The sequence below is a fragment of the Pauljensenia sp. C0170B5 genome, from assembly GCF_056590195.1.
Map to the genome: position 1 here is coordinate 391,298 of NZ_JBWPVR010000001.1, position 15,379 is coordinate 406,676.

17 protein-coding genes and 1 pseudogene are annotated in these 15,379 nt (G+C 58.3%); 2 read left to right on the forward strand and 16 right to left on the reverse strand.

Going from position 1 to position 15,379, the window contains the following annotated elements:
- Window positions 1–37: 37 nt before the first annotated feature.
- Window positions 38–247, forward strand: coding sequence for a hypothetical protein (locus AC1EJZ_RS01775; RefSeq protein WP_251451831.1), 210 nt, complete (start codon window positions 38–40; stop codon window positions 245–247).
- Window positions 248–269: 22 nt separating this feature from the next.
- On the opposite strand, the gene AC1EJZ_RS01780 is transcribed toward AC1EJZ_RS01775, so the two are convergent.
- The 8 genes and pseudogenes from AC1EJZ_RS01780 to AC1EJZ_RS01815 all read right to left on the reverse strand — a co-directional run bounded on the left by AC1EJZ_RS01780 (window position 270) and on the right by AC1EJZ_RS01815 (window position 7,285).
- Complete coding sequence (locus tag AC1EJZ_RS01780) at window positions 270–842, reverse strand: P27 family phage terminase small subunit (protein ID WP_278614583.1); 573 nt, start codon at window positions 840–842, stop codon at window positions 270–272.
- Between the two features lie 246 nt (window positions 843–1,088).
- Window positions 1,089–1,466: an HNH endonuclease gene (locus tag AC1EJZ_RS01785; protein ID WP_004010825.1), complete on the reverse strand. Its 378-nt coding sequence runs from the start codon at window positions 1,464–1,466 to the stop codon at window positions 1,089–1,091.
- A 143-nt stretch (window positions 1,467–1,609) separates the two neighbouring features.
- The gene (locus AC1EJZ_RS01790; RefSeq protein ID WP_004007626.1) at window positions 1,610–2,068 is read right to left on the reverse strand and encodes a hypothetical protein; all 459 of its coding nucleotides are present in this window, start codon (window positions 2,066–2,068) and stop codon (window positions 1,610–1,612) included.
- Window positions 2,059–3,435, reverse strand: coding sequence for a DEAD/DEAH box helicase (locus AC1EJZ_RS01795; RefSeq protein ID WP_285321200.1), 1,377 nt, complete (start codon window positions 3,433–3,435; stop codon window positions 2,059–2,061). The genes AC1EJZ_RS01790 and AC1EJZ_RS01795 overlap by 10 nt, the downstream gene beginning before the upstream one ends.
- The gene (locus AC1EJZ_RS01800; protein ID WP_101486025.1) at window positions 3,416–3,694 is read right to left on the reverse strand and encodes a VRR-NUC domain-containing protein; all 279 of its coding nucleotides are present in this window, start codon (window positions 3,692–3,694) and stop codon (window positions 3,416–3,418) included. The genes AC1EJZ_RS01795 and AC1EJZ_RS01800 overlap by 20 nt, the downstream gene beginning before the upstream one ends.
- A 135-nt stretch (window positions 3,695–3,829) precedes the next feature.
- Window positions 3,830–6,090, reverse strand: a pseudogene (locus AC1EJZ_RS01805) (phage/plasmid primase, P4 family).
- Window positions 6,087–6,524 (reverse strand): DUF7768 domain-containing protein, encoded by a 438-nt coding sequence (locus tag AC1EJZ_RS01810; RefSeq protein ID WP_004010829.1) that lies wholly within the window; start codon window positions 6,522–6,524, stop codon window positions 6,087–6,089. Before AC1EJZ_RS01810 ends, AC1EJZ_RS01805 begins: the two are co-directional and overlap by 4 nt.
- Complete coding sequence (locus AC1EJZ_RS01815; RefSeq protein WP_004010830.1) at window positions 6,521–7,285, reverse strand: phage antirepressor; 765 nt, start codon at window positions 7,283–7,285, stop codon at window positions 6,521–6,523. The genes AC1EJZ_RS01810 and AC1EJZ_RS01815 overlap by 4 nt, the downstream gene beginning before the upstream one ends.
- Before the next feature lie 481 nt (window positions 7,286–7,766).
- On the opposite strand from AC1EJZ_RS01815, the gene AC1EJZ_RS01820 reads away from it, so the two are divergent.
- The gene (locus tag AC1EJZ_RS01820; RefSeq protein WP_480293840.1) at window positions 7,767–8,711 is read left to right on the forward strand and encodes an Abi family protein; all 945 of its coding nucleotides are present in this window, start codon (window positions 7,767–7,769) and stop codon (window positions 8,709–8,711) included.
- Here AC1EJZ_RS01820 and AC1EJZ_RS01825 read toward each other — a convergent pair.
- The 8 genes from AC1EJZ_RS01825 to AC1EJZ_RS01860 form a co-directional block, all read right to left on the reverse strand.
- Complete coding sequence (locus AC1EJZ_RS01825; protein ID WP_480293841.1) at window positions 8,708–10,675, reverse strand: DNA polymerase; 1,968 nt, start codon at window positions 10,673–10,675, stop codon at window positions 8,708–8,710. The genes AC1EJZ_RS01820 and AC1EJZ_RS01825 overlap by 4 nt on opposite strands.
- A 78-nt stretch (window positions 10,676–10,753) precedes the next feature.
- Entirely contained in the window at window positions 10,754–11,308 is a 555-nt protein-coding gene (locus AC1EJZ_RS01830; RefSeq protein ID WP_480293842.1) for a DUF2815 family protein, read from the reverse strand.
- A gap of 18 nt (window positions 11,309–11,326) precedes the next feature.
- Window positions 11,327–12,463: a DUF2800 domain-containing protein gene (locus tag AC1EJZ_RS01835; protein WP_480293843.1), complete on the reverse strand. Its 1,137-nt coding sequence runs from the start codon at window positions 12,461–12,463 to the stop codon at window positions 11,327–11,329.
- Complete coding sequence (locus AC1EJZ_RS01840; protein ID WP_480293844.1) at window positions 12,456–12,863, reverse strand: hypothetical protein; 408 nt, start codon at window positions 12,861–12,863, stop codon at window positions 12,456–12,458. Before AC1EJZ_RS01840 ends, AC1EJZ_RS01835 begins: the two co-directional genes overlap by 8 nt.
- Window positions 12,860–13,114: a hypothetical protein gene (locus AC1EJZ_RS01845; protein ID WP_480293845.1), complete on the reverse strand. Its 255-nt coding sequence runs from the start codon at window positions 13,112–13,114 to the stop codon at window positions 12,860–12,862. Before AC1EJZ_RS01845 ends, AC1EJZ_RS01840 begins: the two co-directional genes overlap by 4 nt.
- Window positions 13,111–13,890 carry a sigma factor-like helix-turn-helix DNA-binding protein gene (locus tag AC1EJZ_RS01850; RefSeq protein WP_480293846.1) on the reverse strand — a complete coding sequence of 260 codons (780 nt, stop codon included), beginning with the start codon at window positions 13,888–13,890 and terminating at the stop codon, window positions 13,111–13,113. The genes AC1EJZ_RS01845 and AC1EJZ_RS01850 overlap by 4 nt, the downstream gene beginning before the upstream one ends.
- Before the next feature lie 414 nt (window positions 13,891–14,304).
- The gene (locus tag AC1EJZ_RS01855) at window positions 14,305–14,976 is read right to left on the reverse strand and encodes an ImmA/IrrE family metallo-endopeptidase (protein WP_480293847.1); all 672 of its coding nucleotides are present in this window, start codon (window positions 14,974–14,976) and stop codon (window positions 14,305–14,307) included.
- Window positions 14,973–15,350, reverse strand: a complete 378-nt coding sequence (locus AC1EJZ_RS01860; protein WP_004010839.1) for a helix-turn-helix domain-containing protein — start codon at window positions 15,348–15,350, stop codon at window positions 14,973–14,975. The genes AC1EJZ_RS01855 and AC1EJZ_RS01860 overlap by 4 nt, the downstream gene beginning before the upstream one ends.
- Window positions 15,351–15,379: the final 29 nt, after the last annotated feature.

The window sequence follows — 15,379 nt, forward strand, 5'->3', positions numbered from 1 at the left end:
ACGAGGAAAACCCGAATCGTGTGTGATACTGGAATACGTGGAAGACGAAACGAGTAAACCTAATCCGCAGGAGCAGGAGCCTTCTGGTGGCGATGGTAAAGCCGTGGCTTACGGAATGATTGCCGGGATAATGACCGCCATAATTTTTCGGTTCATTATGGACGATAATGCCTTAGCGATAACTATTGGCACGGGAGTCGGAATCGCGCTAGGGGCAGGCTTCAGCGCAACAAAACGCCCCAAATAAGCTCAAAAACACTAGGACGCATCTAGGAGCGGGCTTTCAACAACTGCTCCATAACCTCATCACCAGGAGCCGCACCCGAATAGTCACTAGTGCAGTTAGCCCGCACAATCTCAAAAATCTCATACCAATACACATTCGCCTGCTTACCAAAAGACTGGCTCATCGCAACAAACGGGGAAGCGATAGCAGCCCCCGTCGTCGGGTGCTTACCTAGCAAACCAAACTTGGAAATCGCCTGCTCACACTGCACATACCGGGCGAACGCCTGGGCGTAGGCCTCAATCAGACGCTTAGAAACAAACCTCGTGCAGCCACGCTCATCCAACCACCGCCAGGTTTCTTTGTAGACAAGGTCAGCACCCAAGGGTTTGCCATCGCGTTGAACCTCCGACAGATACTCAGACGGCTCCGGCATCACCTCACCAGCAAGCACCGCGCCATCACCAACATCTGCACCCTCAAAATCGAAAGGGCTCGCTAGCGGATCTTCCAGGCGAGTAGCAGGCAGACCCTTGGCGAGTTTCTCGTTGAGTGGGTCGGGTTTCGCGCCTGCCCTCACGCGCCGCCCACCGCGATTGGTTCCGTCTTTCGCCATGAAATCTCGCCTCCTTCCAGGCGGTTAGCCCGGTGATGGAGGGCTTGCGGGTTAATACCCTGTTTGATTCGGTCTTTTTGTGTACGGTTGGCCCCGCCCGCTGACCTCTGACCTGCGGTTAGAGATTGAGAACCCCCACCCCCTCACCAGGCTTTCGACGTTGCCCCGTGTCCGCCGAACACCATCAAGGTGGGTAACTTTGAGGTTCCAGAACTTCGGCGCAACAGTGGACAACGTGGGTGCTCGTCAGTAGGTGTAGACCCGAGGTTGTTGCCGCCATCGGTCATCATCGAGCGCGGTCTGCCTGGAGTGGCAAGGCTTGCACAGGCTTCGGAGGTTGTCGAAGTTGTGGGTGCCGCCGTGTTCGAGCGGGAGAATGTGGTGAACCTCTTGTACTGGCGTGTAGAGACCGGCCTCTAGGCAGTCTTCGCAGAGCGGGTGGGCGGCGACGTAGGCGGCGCGGATCTTGCGCCACCGTGAGCCGTAGCGGCGATTGATCTTCGGATCACGCTGATACTTCCGATACCGGGCGTCCTCTGCCTTGGCATGTTGTTCGCAGTAGCGGTCGTGGGTGAGCTCGGGACAACCAGGGTGAGAGCACGGGGAGGCTGGTTTGACCGGCATCGCTGGCTCCTTCCCCCCCGGATGTGGTGAAGCCCCAAGATTCCCGTGTGTGGGTTCTTGGGGCTTCACCTAGTTTTCAATCACTTATATGTTCTCACACTGATATGCGGTTTTCTATCGCATGTTTCGGATACCCGCTAACGCTAGAGCTGTCCATACAAGGCGGTGGCGAACCTGTCGAGGGCCCGGTTCTTGCGCCGATAGACCGTGTCACGCTCGACGTAGAAATGATCGGCTATCATCGACACCTTCTCATCTTGCGTCCCCTCGCTGAGGAAGAAGCCTTCGAGGATGAAGCGGTCGTCTTCAGCGATGACTTCCCACGCAGGCAGAAACCAGTCCATGTACTGGCGAGCCTGCAGGTAGCGAGCCTTGTACGCATCGATCCGCTCAATGCTCGCAACGATCCTGTTCTCCGAAGCGTGCAGATCACCCGAGGGTGGTGTGCCGTCCATACGCGGAGAAGCAGGACTAGCAGCATCAGCATAAGCCGCCTTGATCTGCTCGTCAGTACTCTCGATGATCTGTTCCATCACCGCATAATCCTGCAGAGCTGCGATCGCGGCTTTCCTTGTGTCGAGGTATTTCGTCATCACATGCATGAGCTTGTCCTTTCAGTGGTTGTGTGGATTTCGTGTGCGACCGCGTCGATCAACGCAGCCTGCGTAGCATCTTTCGCATCAAGAGCTTTGAGCACGGCTTCATCGAGCGTCCCTTCCGCAACCAGATGCGTGATCGTCACAGGTTCGGATTGACCTTGCCGATACAAGCGAGCGTTCGTCTGTTGATAAAGCTCCAGGCTCCACGTCAACGAGAACCACACCAGCAGATGCCCGCCTGCCTGGAGGTTCAATCCGTGACCCGCCGATGCTGGGTGGATCAAGCCGAGGGTGATCTCACCTTTGTTCCATGTCTCGATATCCGCGCTTGCTTTAAGTTCGCGAGCCTGCGGGAAGCGGGCGGTGATGCGCTGACGGTCATGGGTAAACCAGTAGGCCACGAGCAGTGGGTTGCCGTTGGCTGCCTCGATGAGATCTTCGAGGACGTCGAGCTTGCGCTCATGAACCGCCGTCCATTGACCGTTGCTGGTGTAGATCGCGCCGCTCGCGAGTTGGAGTAGCTTGCCGGACAAAGCTGCGGCGTTCGCGGCATCAATCGTCGCCCCATCAAGGTCGAGAACGAGGTCAGCTTTGAGTTGCTCGTAGACCTTGCGCTCTTTCGGCTCCAGCACCACAGGCATTGTCGTCACCGTCAATTCCGGTAATTGCAGGTGGTCGGTGGTTCTCATCGACAACGTCATGTCACCAATCACACCGTAGATCTCATCTTCGGCACCCGCGCGGGGCTTATAGGTGAACACCTGCATCCCGTTGCGTTTATCGGGTACGAACCAACGCTCCCGATAACGAGTAATAAACCGGCCCAAACGCTCGCCGCCGTCGAGAAGCCGGAACTGCGCCCACACGTCCATGAGCCCGTTCGAGGCTGGCGTGCCGGTCAGCCCGACCCAGCGTTTAACGAAGGGGCGCATTTTCACCAGCGCCGTGAACCGTTTCGCACGGTGGTTTTTGAAGCTGGAGAGTTCGTCGATGACGACCATGTCGAACGGCCAGCTACCGCCCATCTGGTTCACGAGCCAGGGAATGTTTTCACGGTTGATGATGGTCACCATCGCAGACTTGGCTAACGCCGCCAGCCGGTCAGCTTTGGTGCCGACAGCAACCGCGACGGTGAGCCCGTCAAGGTGATCCCACTTGCGAATTTCGGCGGGCCAGGTGTCTCGCGCTACTCGAAGCGGTGCGACAACCAGCACGCGGGAGATGGTGAAGTAGTCGAGCATGAGCTGCCAGATCGCCGTCAACGTGATCACGCTCTTGCCCAAACCCATGCCAAGGAGAATCGCGGCCTCGTCATGGTCGATGATGAACTCGGTGGCGGTGGATTGGTAGTTATGCGGCGTGTAGTGCATCAAGCACCTCCCGTATGCCGTCCACCGAATCAACAACGAAGGTCTGAAAACCCTGGTCGCGCAGTTGGCTCATCCGACGCTGCTGGATTGGCCTGGGTTGTTTGCCTGCTGCTTTGAGTTCAACGAAAACAACCCGGCTGTTCATCAGACATATCCGGTCAGGTACGCCGCTGGTTCCAGGGCAGACAAGCTTCCAGCACAAGCCACCGCAGGCTTCGACGGCTTTCTTCAGTTGGTGTTCTATGGTTCGTTCGTTCATGGTCACTCCTTGAGTTCACTTTTAGGGGTGACGGCATGTGACGAGTCGTTCCTAACCTTTTATATAGAGAAAAACACCATGTAATTTCACATGCGTAAGGTAGGGAATGGCTCGTCACAGCTCGTCACCATGGGGTTAGTTGCCGAACTCGGATGCGATCGCGAGCCCGTAGACGTACATGCCGTGCTTGGTCTTTTTCCGCACGAATCCGGCTTGTTCGACCGCAGCGTTGAAGTCGACCATCGGGCGCGCCCATCCTGAGGTGTTTTGCGCCCACGCCCGATACGTCTGATAGAGGTCACCAGCCCTCTCCGATAAGCCATCCTCGACGTCGCATGAGTCCTCAAGGAACTGCGAGAACCAGTCGTTATCCTCCTTATATGCTTGCGAGGCTTGAACCACCTGAGGCGGGGCTTTGAGCTTGTAGCCCTCGGCGTGGATGAGGCGCGCGCCCTCCATAATCCACGTAAGGATTGCTCCGCCCGCGTTTTCGAACAGGTGGTCGGCGTAGTTCTTCACGTCCGTATCACCTTCGATGGTGGCGTTAAACGGGATGACGATGAGCCTGCGCCAGATGCCTGCGTCCATGGCTCCCACACGCGGCAGGTGATTCGTGTAGAGCACGAGGGTGTGGGAGGGGGTGAAGGCGAAGGGGTCCTTGAACTTTTTCTCTGCCGAGATCTGATCGGTCGAGGCAAGCTGTTTGACGTTCGAGGTTGATAGGCGCATACCTTCTTCGGTTTCAGCCGCGATCAAGAGACGTTTGCCTCTGGCTTCGGCGAGTTCGGGTTTGACGTTGCGGCGCACCCCGACCGTGAGCGCGTCGGCTGAGATCGTGCCCGAATACGTCCCCAACACGCGGGCGATTGTGTTCCAGAAGGTGGATTTGCCGTTTCGCCCGTCCCCGTAGGCGATGACGAGCGCTTCGACGAAAACCTGGCCGATAGCCGCCAAGCCAACAATGCGCTGCACGTAACTAATCAGCTCAGGATCTCCTTGGAAGAACACGTCGAGCGCGTCGGCCCAGATCTGTGCACCCTCATCGCTGGGGCTGACAGCGGTCTGCTTGGTCAGCAGATCGGCTGGGTTGTGCTCGTGGCTTGTGCCGTCGCGCAGATCCCAGGTGCCTGCCGGGGTGTTGAGCTGGTAGGGGTCGACGTCAAGGTCACGGATACGTACCTGCAAGATCGGCCCGGCTTCTTTCAACGTGGCCGTGATGTTGCGTGACAAACGCCTGGAGAGAACGAACTTGTGGTAGTTCTTTGCCTCATCCCACGCCCGGAACGCGGTCGCTTGCACAGGCGTGAGCTTGGCGATGCCGCGTGCTTTCGACGAGGCGGAGGCCATCACGAGATCTGCACCGGTTGCCGTCATGGTCTCCCACGTGGACGCGATCAAGCGGTCGGCTTCCTCGAGCTGGCGGGAGGTCAATTCCTGAACGACGCCTTGTGCAGATAAGTCGTTCTCATCCCACACGCCATGGTCGTAGACAAGCCACTTGGTAGCCAGTGAGTAGCGGATCTTGTTCGCGTATTCGCCAGCTAATGTGTCTGCCTGACCGACATCGGAAAAATCATCCGGACGCAAACCCGCCAACGCCTCATAAGCCTCTGGCGGCAGATAGCCTGGATCAGCAGCGACCTTCGAAGCGAACCTGCACGCGCTATTCCAAATCGTCTGTAATTCGCCCTCGTTGAGCGGTGGTTCGCAAAGGTTGGCTTTGCGATTGAAGAGGTCTCGTGCTTGGTCGGTATCGCCGTAGCGGATGAGGACCCTGCCTGCGAAGCGCGACAACGTAGCGTTGCGCGAGCCTTCACCAATCACAAGAGTGGAAGCATCAAATGCGGCGAACACGTCCTGCTCATCAGCGTTATCGAGCCACGCATCGAGCAACTGGTCGCCCTCACGCACCGTAACTTGTGGGTTAGAGGTGCCGTAGATGAAGCGTCCTGCGTCAAGAGCGTTGCGATCGAAGAAAGCAAACCGCGACGCGAGGCGGTGTTTCAATCCTGCGTATTCGTCTGCGCCTTGTACTTCTCGGATTGGGAAGTAAACGTGGAAACGCGGCCGCGCAGACAACACACCCTTCGCCTTCATGTGATTACGAGACGTGGCGGCCATGAACTCCACGCCCGCCATCACCTCGCCAAGCTTCTCAGGCGTGACCCACTCGGACTCGGTGTCGGTGTGATCGTTGTCGATATCCATCACCACGCAGTCCGAGGCTATGAAGGCTGCAGTTGAGCGGCGATCATTCGCATAGGTTGCGGCTACGTGATCGAAGCCCGCGACTGCAGACAGGGAGCCACGTCGGCGATGGTTTGCTGGTTCGGGTAGTGGTTGTTGTTCTGCACGCCGCTCACATTCGCGGCATAGAGGGTGAAGGGCGTGGTCATGGCGTGACCTCCTTGAAATCAGAATCGAAAAACTTAATCGGCAACTCGAGGTCGCGCGCCCACCCGATCTCTAAGCGCATACCAAGGCTGACGCGTCCCACGTATGCCCAGAGGGCTTCGCATTTAGCGAGCAGCACCCTGTTGAAGAACATCGCCAGCTCCCGCTGATCAGGGTCTGCGTCATCCATGAACTGCGGGAACAACAGGTGTGGGGCGAATGGGATTTTGCCCGCGCTCACTGCGAAGGAGCAGAATTGGCGGGCGAGCTCAACGTTCGCTTGCACGTCGCCTGAGTAGGGCGAGCAGATATAAATCAAGGGCCGGTAGCCGAATTGTTCGCGCTGCAGCTTTTTGAGCGCGTGGTAGCTGGTTAGGTCCAGGTAGCCTTCGGTGTTCTTCTTCGAAAACCCAATATCGAGTGTCGTGGCGGTCATGCTTGCACCTGACCTTGACGCTCGATGACAGGCAGAATGCCGAGCTGGTTCTTGAGCAGGTCGTAGATGAACAGACGCCCCTTTTGCGTCCAGTACATGTGGGTGCGGGTCTGCCCCTCGCCGTATTCGTGGGTCTTGGACTGGGTGTATCCCTGCTCGGCGTACTTCGCGTACAGGAACCACCGGTCCGACTGATGGAACTGCACGTGAGCATCACGCAGGATCCGGTTGAGTTTCTTCGCGGAAAGTCCGTAGTCCTTCGCAATCGCGGTCGTCGTCAACAACGAATCGGACTGCAACACGAGGTCGTAGTACGAGACTTTCGGTGCCGCCTCAAGTAAGGCTTGCTCTGCTGCCAGGCGCTTGGCCCGCTCAGCACGCAGCGTGGCGATGGCATGCTCGAGGAACTCATCATCAGCGAGCAGTTCGTCGTATGCGTACATGCCGTGGCGGCGAATCGTCGGCAACACCTCATCGAACACCCAGGCTTCGAACTTCTGCGCTGCCGGGAGCTTTGAGGAGATGATGAGGCGGTACAGGTTGCCCTCGGTAATGAAGCGGACCTGCTGGATTCCACCAGCGGTCTCAAGGGGGTGGTAATTTGCCACCCCCTTGCAGTGTAGCTTCACCGCGTTCGTCGGATCCTGGTAGCCGAGCGCGGTGGCGACGTCCTTGCCGCAGAAAAGGATCTGGCCATCAGTGGTGATGGTGCGAATGGTGCCGAACACGTCGTTGGTGAATGTTTGAATCTGGTTTCCCATGGCGGGGTTCCTTCCCGAGACCCCGTCGAGAAAAAATCGTGCCGGTCGACACAAGGAGTTAAGGGCCTCACCCCACTGCCGACGAGCCCGAAAGTGTTAAATCACGGGTACTCAATCGCTTCTCGTTCTGGCACGATTGGTGTTGAAGCCCCGGTGGAGCGCTATCTGTTAGAGCAATCTGGCAGGTATTCTCGCCGGGGCATAGACAAATTTCTCGAGTGCTCTGTGTGGAAGAACCATCATTCTCTTGCTACAGCGGTGCCGACACGGTGGTCTTTTAGACAACATGACCGGTTCCGCTGCCCGCCTCGGTGGGAGCGCAGGGTCGGTTCTCGTTTCTTAGCGGTCTTGGATAAGCTTTCTTCTCTGATGGTGATACTTCGCCGAGTTCTTGATTCTGTCGCTGTTTTCGCGGTATAGTGATTACCACTAGTACCGGCTCGCTTGTATCGGTTTCCGAGACAGGTCAGAGCCGGTCTTCATGTTTTTGGAAGCAGGTGGGCTGGTGGTCGATAAACCGTGGGCCAGTATCGATGAGCAGATTAATATTCTCACTCGTCGTGGCCTATTGGATGCCGGTGATTACCGCCGCGAGTTATCTACTGTCGGCTATTACCGGCTTTCGGGATACTCCTACCCGTTGCGTCAGATCGCTCCATCTGATTCGCCGCAACGGCGTTTGGACCATTTCGTTCTCGGTGCACGTATGGGGCATGTGGTAGAGCTGTACGAGTTTGATGAGCGGCTACGCTTGGCTGTGTGGCAGGCGCTATGCAAGCTGGAGGTGTGCCTGCGAGTTGACGTGGGGCACGTGCTGGGTGAGATCGATCCGTTCATTCACCTCGACCTCGAACGGATTTGGCCATCGGGGGCGATGAATCACAGAGCAGCATTCTTTACGCAGAAGCTCACCCAAACACAGTCGCGCTCTACAGAAGATTTCGTCAAGCATTACAACCAGACCCACGACGGTCGTTTGCCGGTGTGGGTGGTTACCGAGATTCTTGAGTTCGGACAACTCGTGACCCTGTTTTCGTTGGCTCCCTTCGAACAGCGTCGTCGCATTGCTGACAAGTACTTGGCACGTGCCGACGAGTTGGAATCGTGGATGCGCACCGTGAATTTCGTTCGTAACATATGCGCTCACCACGCTAGACTCTGGAACAGGCGACTCGTCATCCGTCCACTGGTCAAACACCGCCGCAACGACCAAACGCTATCGGCCGTGACACATTCTTCAGGACGTATGTACACCGCGTTGGTGCTCACCGCATTCCTCTTGCGACGAGGAAATTTCACCGCTGAAATACAGGCCATCAGCGACGTCCTAGACAGTTTCCCCACCGAAATTCCTGGCGTCGATCTAACGCACATAGGTGCCAGCCCCAGCTGGAAACAAGATCCCATCTGGACAATCAACAGCTAATCCTTACGGTAATAGGCGCACTCATACCCATCCGCGTCCAGCGGTAACCCTTTGGCCCATGCTGGGAGGGTGGACATGAGCTCGCACGCGTCAGCAACGGTGAAGCCGGAATTTTCGGGTTCGTCGATGACGATCTCGTCGTGAACATGCATCACAATCCGATGCCCCGCCTTAGCGACTGCGTGCATGCCAGTGACGAGAAGGTCGCGAGCGATCGCCTGGACGATATTCTCGACGAGTTTTCCGCCGTAGGTTTCTAACTGTCCCCAGCGGCGTACTGTGGTGGTGCCGGTGTAGGTGATGGATGTGCCACCCCAACGGTTCTCACCCAGACGCGGCTGGACGTAGGCAAGCCGTCTTCCCGAGGGTAGTTCGATGAAGAGAATCCCAGACTCAACGGAGAATCGCAGGTTACGCAAGCGGATCGGCTGGCGCGACGAGATCGCAGCGATGGCTGCTTCTTCGACGTCCGCCCAGAGCTGGACGATGTGCGGGTTAGCTTGCCGCCAGGCGTCCACGATCGGTTTGAGCTCATGCTCAGCGAGTCCCATATTGAGGGCTCCCATGGCTTTGAGCGCACCGACCGAGCCACCATAACCACAGGCGAGCACCGCAATCTTCCCCTTCTGACGAAGCTCGCCATTAACGCCGTGCTTCTCGACCGGGACGCCGAACATGCGCGACGCGGTCTCGCAGTAGAGGTCTTTACCTTCACGGAAGGCTTGGAGGGTGGTTGTTTCTCCGGCGAGCCAGGCGATAACGCGCGCCTCAATCGCGGAAAAGTCCGCGACGATGAACCTGTGGCCGGTGCTGGGGATGAATGCGGTGCGGATGAGTTGGCTGAGCGTGTCGGGCACGGACTCGTAGAGCAGCTCAAGCGCATCAAGATCACCCACCCTGACCAAGGTTCGTGCTTGGTCGAGATCAGGCAGATAATTCCTTGGCAGGTTTTGGACTTGGACGAGGCGTCCGGCGAAGCGCCCGGTGCGCCCTGCTCCGTAGAACTGGATAAGACCACGCGCCCGGTCATCGGCTCCTGCGACGTTTTGCATCGCCTGGTATTTCTTCACCGAAGATTTAGCCAGATCGCCGCGAAGTTCGAGGACTTCCTTCACCGCGCCAGTGGCAGTATCGAGGGCGACGTCGACCTCGGTCTTTGCCAACGACTCCAGCACGCAGCCACGCGATGCGAGCCATTGTTTGAGCTGGATCGGCGAGTTAGGATTGTCCAACCCCGTGAGCTTCTGCGCCCGAGCAAGCGACGCGTTGCGGTGGTGCTCGTCCACGGCAACGGCATTATCGACGAGCGTGTGGTCGAGAAGAATCCCGGCATCATTAATGCGTTGGTCAAGAGCGTAGGTGTCCCATTCGGACTCTGGCATCGGAAAACAAGCCAGTCTGTCGTGGATGGCTTGTTCGACTTCGACGTCACGACGGTTGTAGTCAATGAAATGTGCCCATCCGGTCGGATCCGCTGATGGTGGATTCCTGTGTTTGCCGCCATTCAAGACCGAGGGCGTGGCGGGTGTACAAAACTGCTTGATCAGCTTGCGTCCGGCGCTGTCTTTCTGCACGTCAAGCTTCAAAACCGCGGCTATCGCGTCGAGGCTCATCGGCAACCCCAAATAGGCGCTCCACACCATAGTGCAGCGCCACTGCCTTGGGTCAAGAAACCCATCACCGAGAAGCTCGGAATGATGGCGGTGTAGCCATGCTGAGAGGCAGACTCGTTCGAAGGCGGCGTTATGCGCCCACTTGACCACATCCGGATCCACCAGTGCCGCCAGCACCTCGTCGGGCATTGATTGTCCGTTGGCGAGATCCACTATTTCGACCGGGCCGCCGTCGACCGAATAGCTGAAGAGCAACAGGTCGAAGTCGGGGTGCTCGCAATACGGGTAAACACCCGCCTTGGCGAGCTGAACAGGACTGAAAGTCTCGATATCGCAGAAGAGTGTTCGCATGACGGGGTTCCTTTCACATCAGAGGAAAAGTGGAGGGAACCAACAAGATGTGCTGATTCCCTCCACGTGTGGGGATGGTTAGTTCAGGAAGTCGTCATCAGCGGCGAAGGCACCGAAGTCGGTCTCAGCGGAAACTCGTCCGCCGCCAAGGCTCTCGCCGTCACGGGTCTTTTGGATATTGCCCAGTGCGCAGGCGATGCCACGGTTCCCGTTCGTGTTGAACGCATAGAAACTCAAGGAAACGCGGGCGTAGCAGCCTGAGTAGACCTCGGCGCGGTCCAGGATTGGTGCCACATGCTCGTCGACAATCTGTGGAGCCGTCAGGGAGTTGGCGTTGAGGAAGTAGGCGCCCTTGTAGGCTTCGTCGTCACGCTCGATATCCCCATCGCGCAGCGGGAGCTTGAGGGCGGCCTTGTTGGGTCGCTTGCCCCCAAACTTCCCAATACCTGCTTCGATGGCTGCGTCCACGGCCTTCTCGATCGCAGTGATCGTGGCGGTGTCGGACTTGGGGATAATGAGGGAGACGGAGTACTTCGGTTTGCCGCCTTGGATGGAGTTCGGCTCCCATACATGCGCGTAACTGAGGCGTACTTCGCCGGTAACAATGCGAGTTGGGTTAGTAGCGGTTGTCATGTTTCTTTCTTCTTTCTTCTAGTTGTCGTTACTGAAATCGGTGGCCGCACTCACCAGGTCGAGCGCTGGCCGTTTATCGGACGCAGGAACCAACGTGGGTTTGCCTGCAGGTTTGGTGACGTACTCGCTGAGGATCTCGTTGAAGGCGGGTTTACCCATCAGCTTTTCCATGGCTGTGAGGGTGATGAGCTTGCGATCCCAGATGTCCCTATAGCCAGCAGCCTCAGCAGCCTTCGCAACATCGGTTTCGGAGGTGTATTTGCGTACCGACCGTCCGGCGACGAGCTTGAACCCCTCAAAGACCACGCCCTGATTGACGGCCTTGGACAGCGCGTAGGCTTCCACGTCCGACGCCCAGGTTTTGAGCTGCGGAATCCGTGTGAGCACGTCAGCAATCTCTACGTCCGTTAGTTCTGCTGGTGGGGCGAATTCGAGCTTGGCAAGTTGAAGATTGGCTTCGGCTCGTGCCCGACACGTGGGTGTGATCTTGCAGAACTGGCACCACGAGCCTGGACAAAACTCACCCTCACCTGCAGCAGCGAGCTCGGCTTTAGGTTTCACCTCGGCCTCAGCCCAGGCTTCAAGTTCTGCGACGGTGATGCTCCAGGTGTTGACGTTGGATCGGCGTGGCTGGAAGATCGTCACCTCCACCGTCTCGATGTCATACAGGCTCCCGAACGCATGGAGCGCTCCGAGGGCGTAAAGCATGAGTTGCGGGTTCTGCTCGGCTTCAACCAACACGCCTTGCCCGTACTTCAGATCAATGATCTGGAGTGTGGGTTCAGCGATGATAACGGCGTCGCCGGTCCCGAACCCGCCCGGCACGATGTGGGAGAAGTCGAGACGCTGCTCGATCAGCACCTGCGGATCATCACAGGTTTCCCGCGCGATCGAGATGTGTTCCTGGACAAAGGCGACGTAGTCGTCGGTCAGGTGTTCCATCTCGGTATCGATCCAGTCGGATTCCGGTTTGAAGGCTGGTGCCTGGTGGAGGGCGCGCCGCAGTTTCCACTCTGCGAGGGCGTGTGCTGCGGTGCCCTGTTCGGCAGCCGCCGACGAGGCATCCGGCTCGCGTGACTCCAGGACTGCGCTGGGTGGGCAGTTCAGCCAACGGTGCGCACCCGACGCCGAGAGCAGCGAGTGCTGGTCAGGCATCGGACAGCTCCTTCGCCTTGGCGAGCAGCCACGAGTATTTGGCCGGGTCGACCACCGACAACTTGTCTGCGCCGGTGGCGACGATCAGCTCACGTATCTGCTCGGTCAAGCCTTGGCTGGAGAGCCCGGCGAGCACCCCACGCACCTGCGCCAGCGATACCGGATCCGGCTCAGGTGCCGGTTCGGGTGACTGCTGGTGGGTGACCTCGTACTCGGCGGCTGCTTGCTCAAGGTCGGGTTGGGCAAGCCCGGCGGCGGCGATCGGACGCGCACCAGGCATCTCGGCATGATCCTCAAATGAGCCCCACGCGGTCTCCTCGATCGCGGCCGCGAGCATGGTCACGCCTTCGGCGATCCGGTTGAGTGCCGCGATATGCTTGTTCGCGTCGGTGACATTCACGCCGCATCACCGCCCTTGTGGGTGACGCCGACCGCGTCGGCCAGCGCCATCAGATCGTCGTCGGTTTCGGCGATGTCGATCTGTTTGACCGAGTTGCCGGGCACGACGATGGTGACGCGCTGCTTGCTACCCAGGAGCTTGCGCATGATGCGTTCGCGCAGGGTGACTGTGCGGGTGCCGACGATCCCCGGATCATCGGGGATGTGCTTGGCGATATGGAGCTTGAGCCGATGCTGGGTCATCTCCTTCACCTGCCTTCCTTATTGGTGGGAGTGGCCCGGGTGGCTGCTCCCTTCACCCCACTGCCGACACCATCGGAAGTGTTAAATCGCGTCGCCTCCACCGCTGCGCGAAGGACCGAAGCTGCTTCCTTGAACAGTTGTGAGACCCGGGCTCGCGACAGGCCCAGGGCGCGGGCAACGTCAGACTGCTTCATGTCCGCGTCGGCGAGCATCAGCTCCATCACTTGTTTGTGCTTGCCCTCCAGGCCAGCGATCGCCTCCCGCAGCGCTTGGAATTCGCGGGCCTTCCGAGCGGTGTCTTCAGCGGCGATCAGTTGGTCTTCGGGCGACGCGGTGATATCCTCGACAACCGCAGATGGATCGTCGGACTTGTCAACAACGAATTCCGGTTCACGGTCGATCTCCATGAACCAGTCGAGCGACCACGGCGCGTTTTTCGGCACCCGGCAGCCACGGCGCGGACCGCACCCGGCACCGCAGCTGCACTTGCGAGCGCCGGGGCCACGATCACCCCGATAGGCCTCGTGGAAGACGGCCTCTTCCTGCCGAGCCAGTTCATCGAGAATCTGCTGCGGATACCTCGGCTTGATCTCATCGACCGGACGGCCTGCCTGTTCGGCGCGTTCACGCCGGTCGGTTTCCACCATCACGGCAAACTCACCAGAGTCGATCTCGTAGACGTCGGTGACGGATTCATGCTTGTTGTTGTCGGCTTCGTGCCTAAAGCGGATTGTGAGCGCAGCGTTGTTGTTCTGTGTTTCCTGCGCGTCCGTACGCTTGGACATTAGGGATCTCCTGTCGGATTGGGATCCGCAGGAGTCCGCAACGCCGCAGAAACGGCAAGACGGGCAGGTTCACGCGCCTCAAAGTCGAGGTGATGCGTGATCCTTGCCCGTCTAGCGGTTCTGCGGATCGAACTGTTTATGTCGGTATTCAGTTGTGTTTCAGTGGGTTATCGATAGTGCGGTTCAGGTAGGGGCCGTCGTTCGTGACATTGATGAAAGCCCCCGCAGTCGTCGAACCAGAGCCGGGAGAGGCATCCCTTATGGACGATCTCGATCTGCCTACGCTCTAGGTCGACACGGCAAATCGTTTTGCCTCCCGCGTTCTTTACTGTTTCCATAACACCTCCTATTCACTAGTTAGCTAAGTTGCTTACAAAATGGGTAAAAAAGAGAACCCGACTCGTAGCGAATGAATTACGCGGCGAGCTTCAGGTTCTTGATGCGGATTGCGGCAGCCTGCTTAGAAACCTCGAAAGTCCCAGCGAGTTCCCGGACGACACGGCGCTTGCGTCGCTCATCCAATGATCGCCAGCCTTCGGGGGCAAGCTCGGTGAATGCCTGCGAGAACGGGTCACGGGGCATGAGCAGCGCAGCCCCGAGGTAGTTGGCTTGGAACTCGGCGCGATCAACCTTGTCAGTGCGAACGCCCTCCGAGGTAGTGGTGAACGGGCGATACCCTGTTCCTCCCTTGCACTTCATCCGAGGGTCTCGGTAGTAGATATGCCGATGCAGGAGGAGGTGAGCGCACTCATGGGCAATCGCGAAACGCAGTCGACTGTCCGGGGAGTCACGCAAGGCATCGTCGTCGATAACGATTGTTCGTTCTGGAAAAACGATGTCAACCCTTGCGCCGGTAGACTCGAAGACAGGGATGGACAGCTCCTGGAAGATCGACATTCCAAGCACGCTGCCGTCCGACGAAAGCCGCTGATAGTCCAGTGCCGCTCCCAGGTGAAACTCGGCGAATCTGTCGACGTCGAGCGGGATAGGCGCTACCAGTTGAGCGCCACCGGCGAATTTCTCGAGCTCCTTCTCTGCGCGAGCCTCGAGTCGCTCCTTACTGAGGTATTTGGGGTCAAGGCTCACTGGTCAGCTTCCCCGCCTTCAATGATGTCGATGATGTCCCGCCACTGCTGGTCACTCAGGTCATGTTCTTTTGCCCGGCGAAGAGCGACGCGAGCCATGTCGGTTTGCATAATGTAGCCCGACAGGTCGGTAGACACCTGGTTCTCACGAGTCAATGCTGCCAGGTCATACATCCGCTCCCTCTCGGAGCGGGAGAGTCGCAACGTCTCGGCGATGTCCCCCAGCTTGCCGTCCGGGGCAGCACGGCGCCCTTTCTCGATGTCACTCAGGTACGGAGCGGTCACACCGATGGCGTCCGCGAACTTGCGCATGGTTAAGCCCTGCGTCTTCCTATGTGCTTCCAGGAAGGCACCGAAGCTCTCTGATTTGGTCATTGGAACAGCCTCCTCACGTCTGTTAGCAA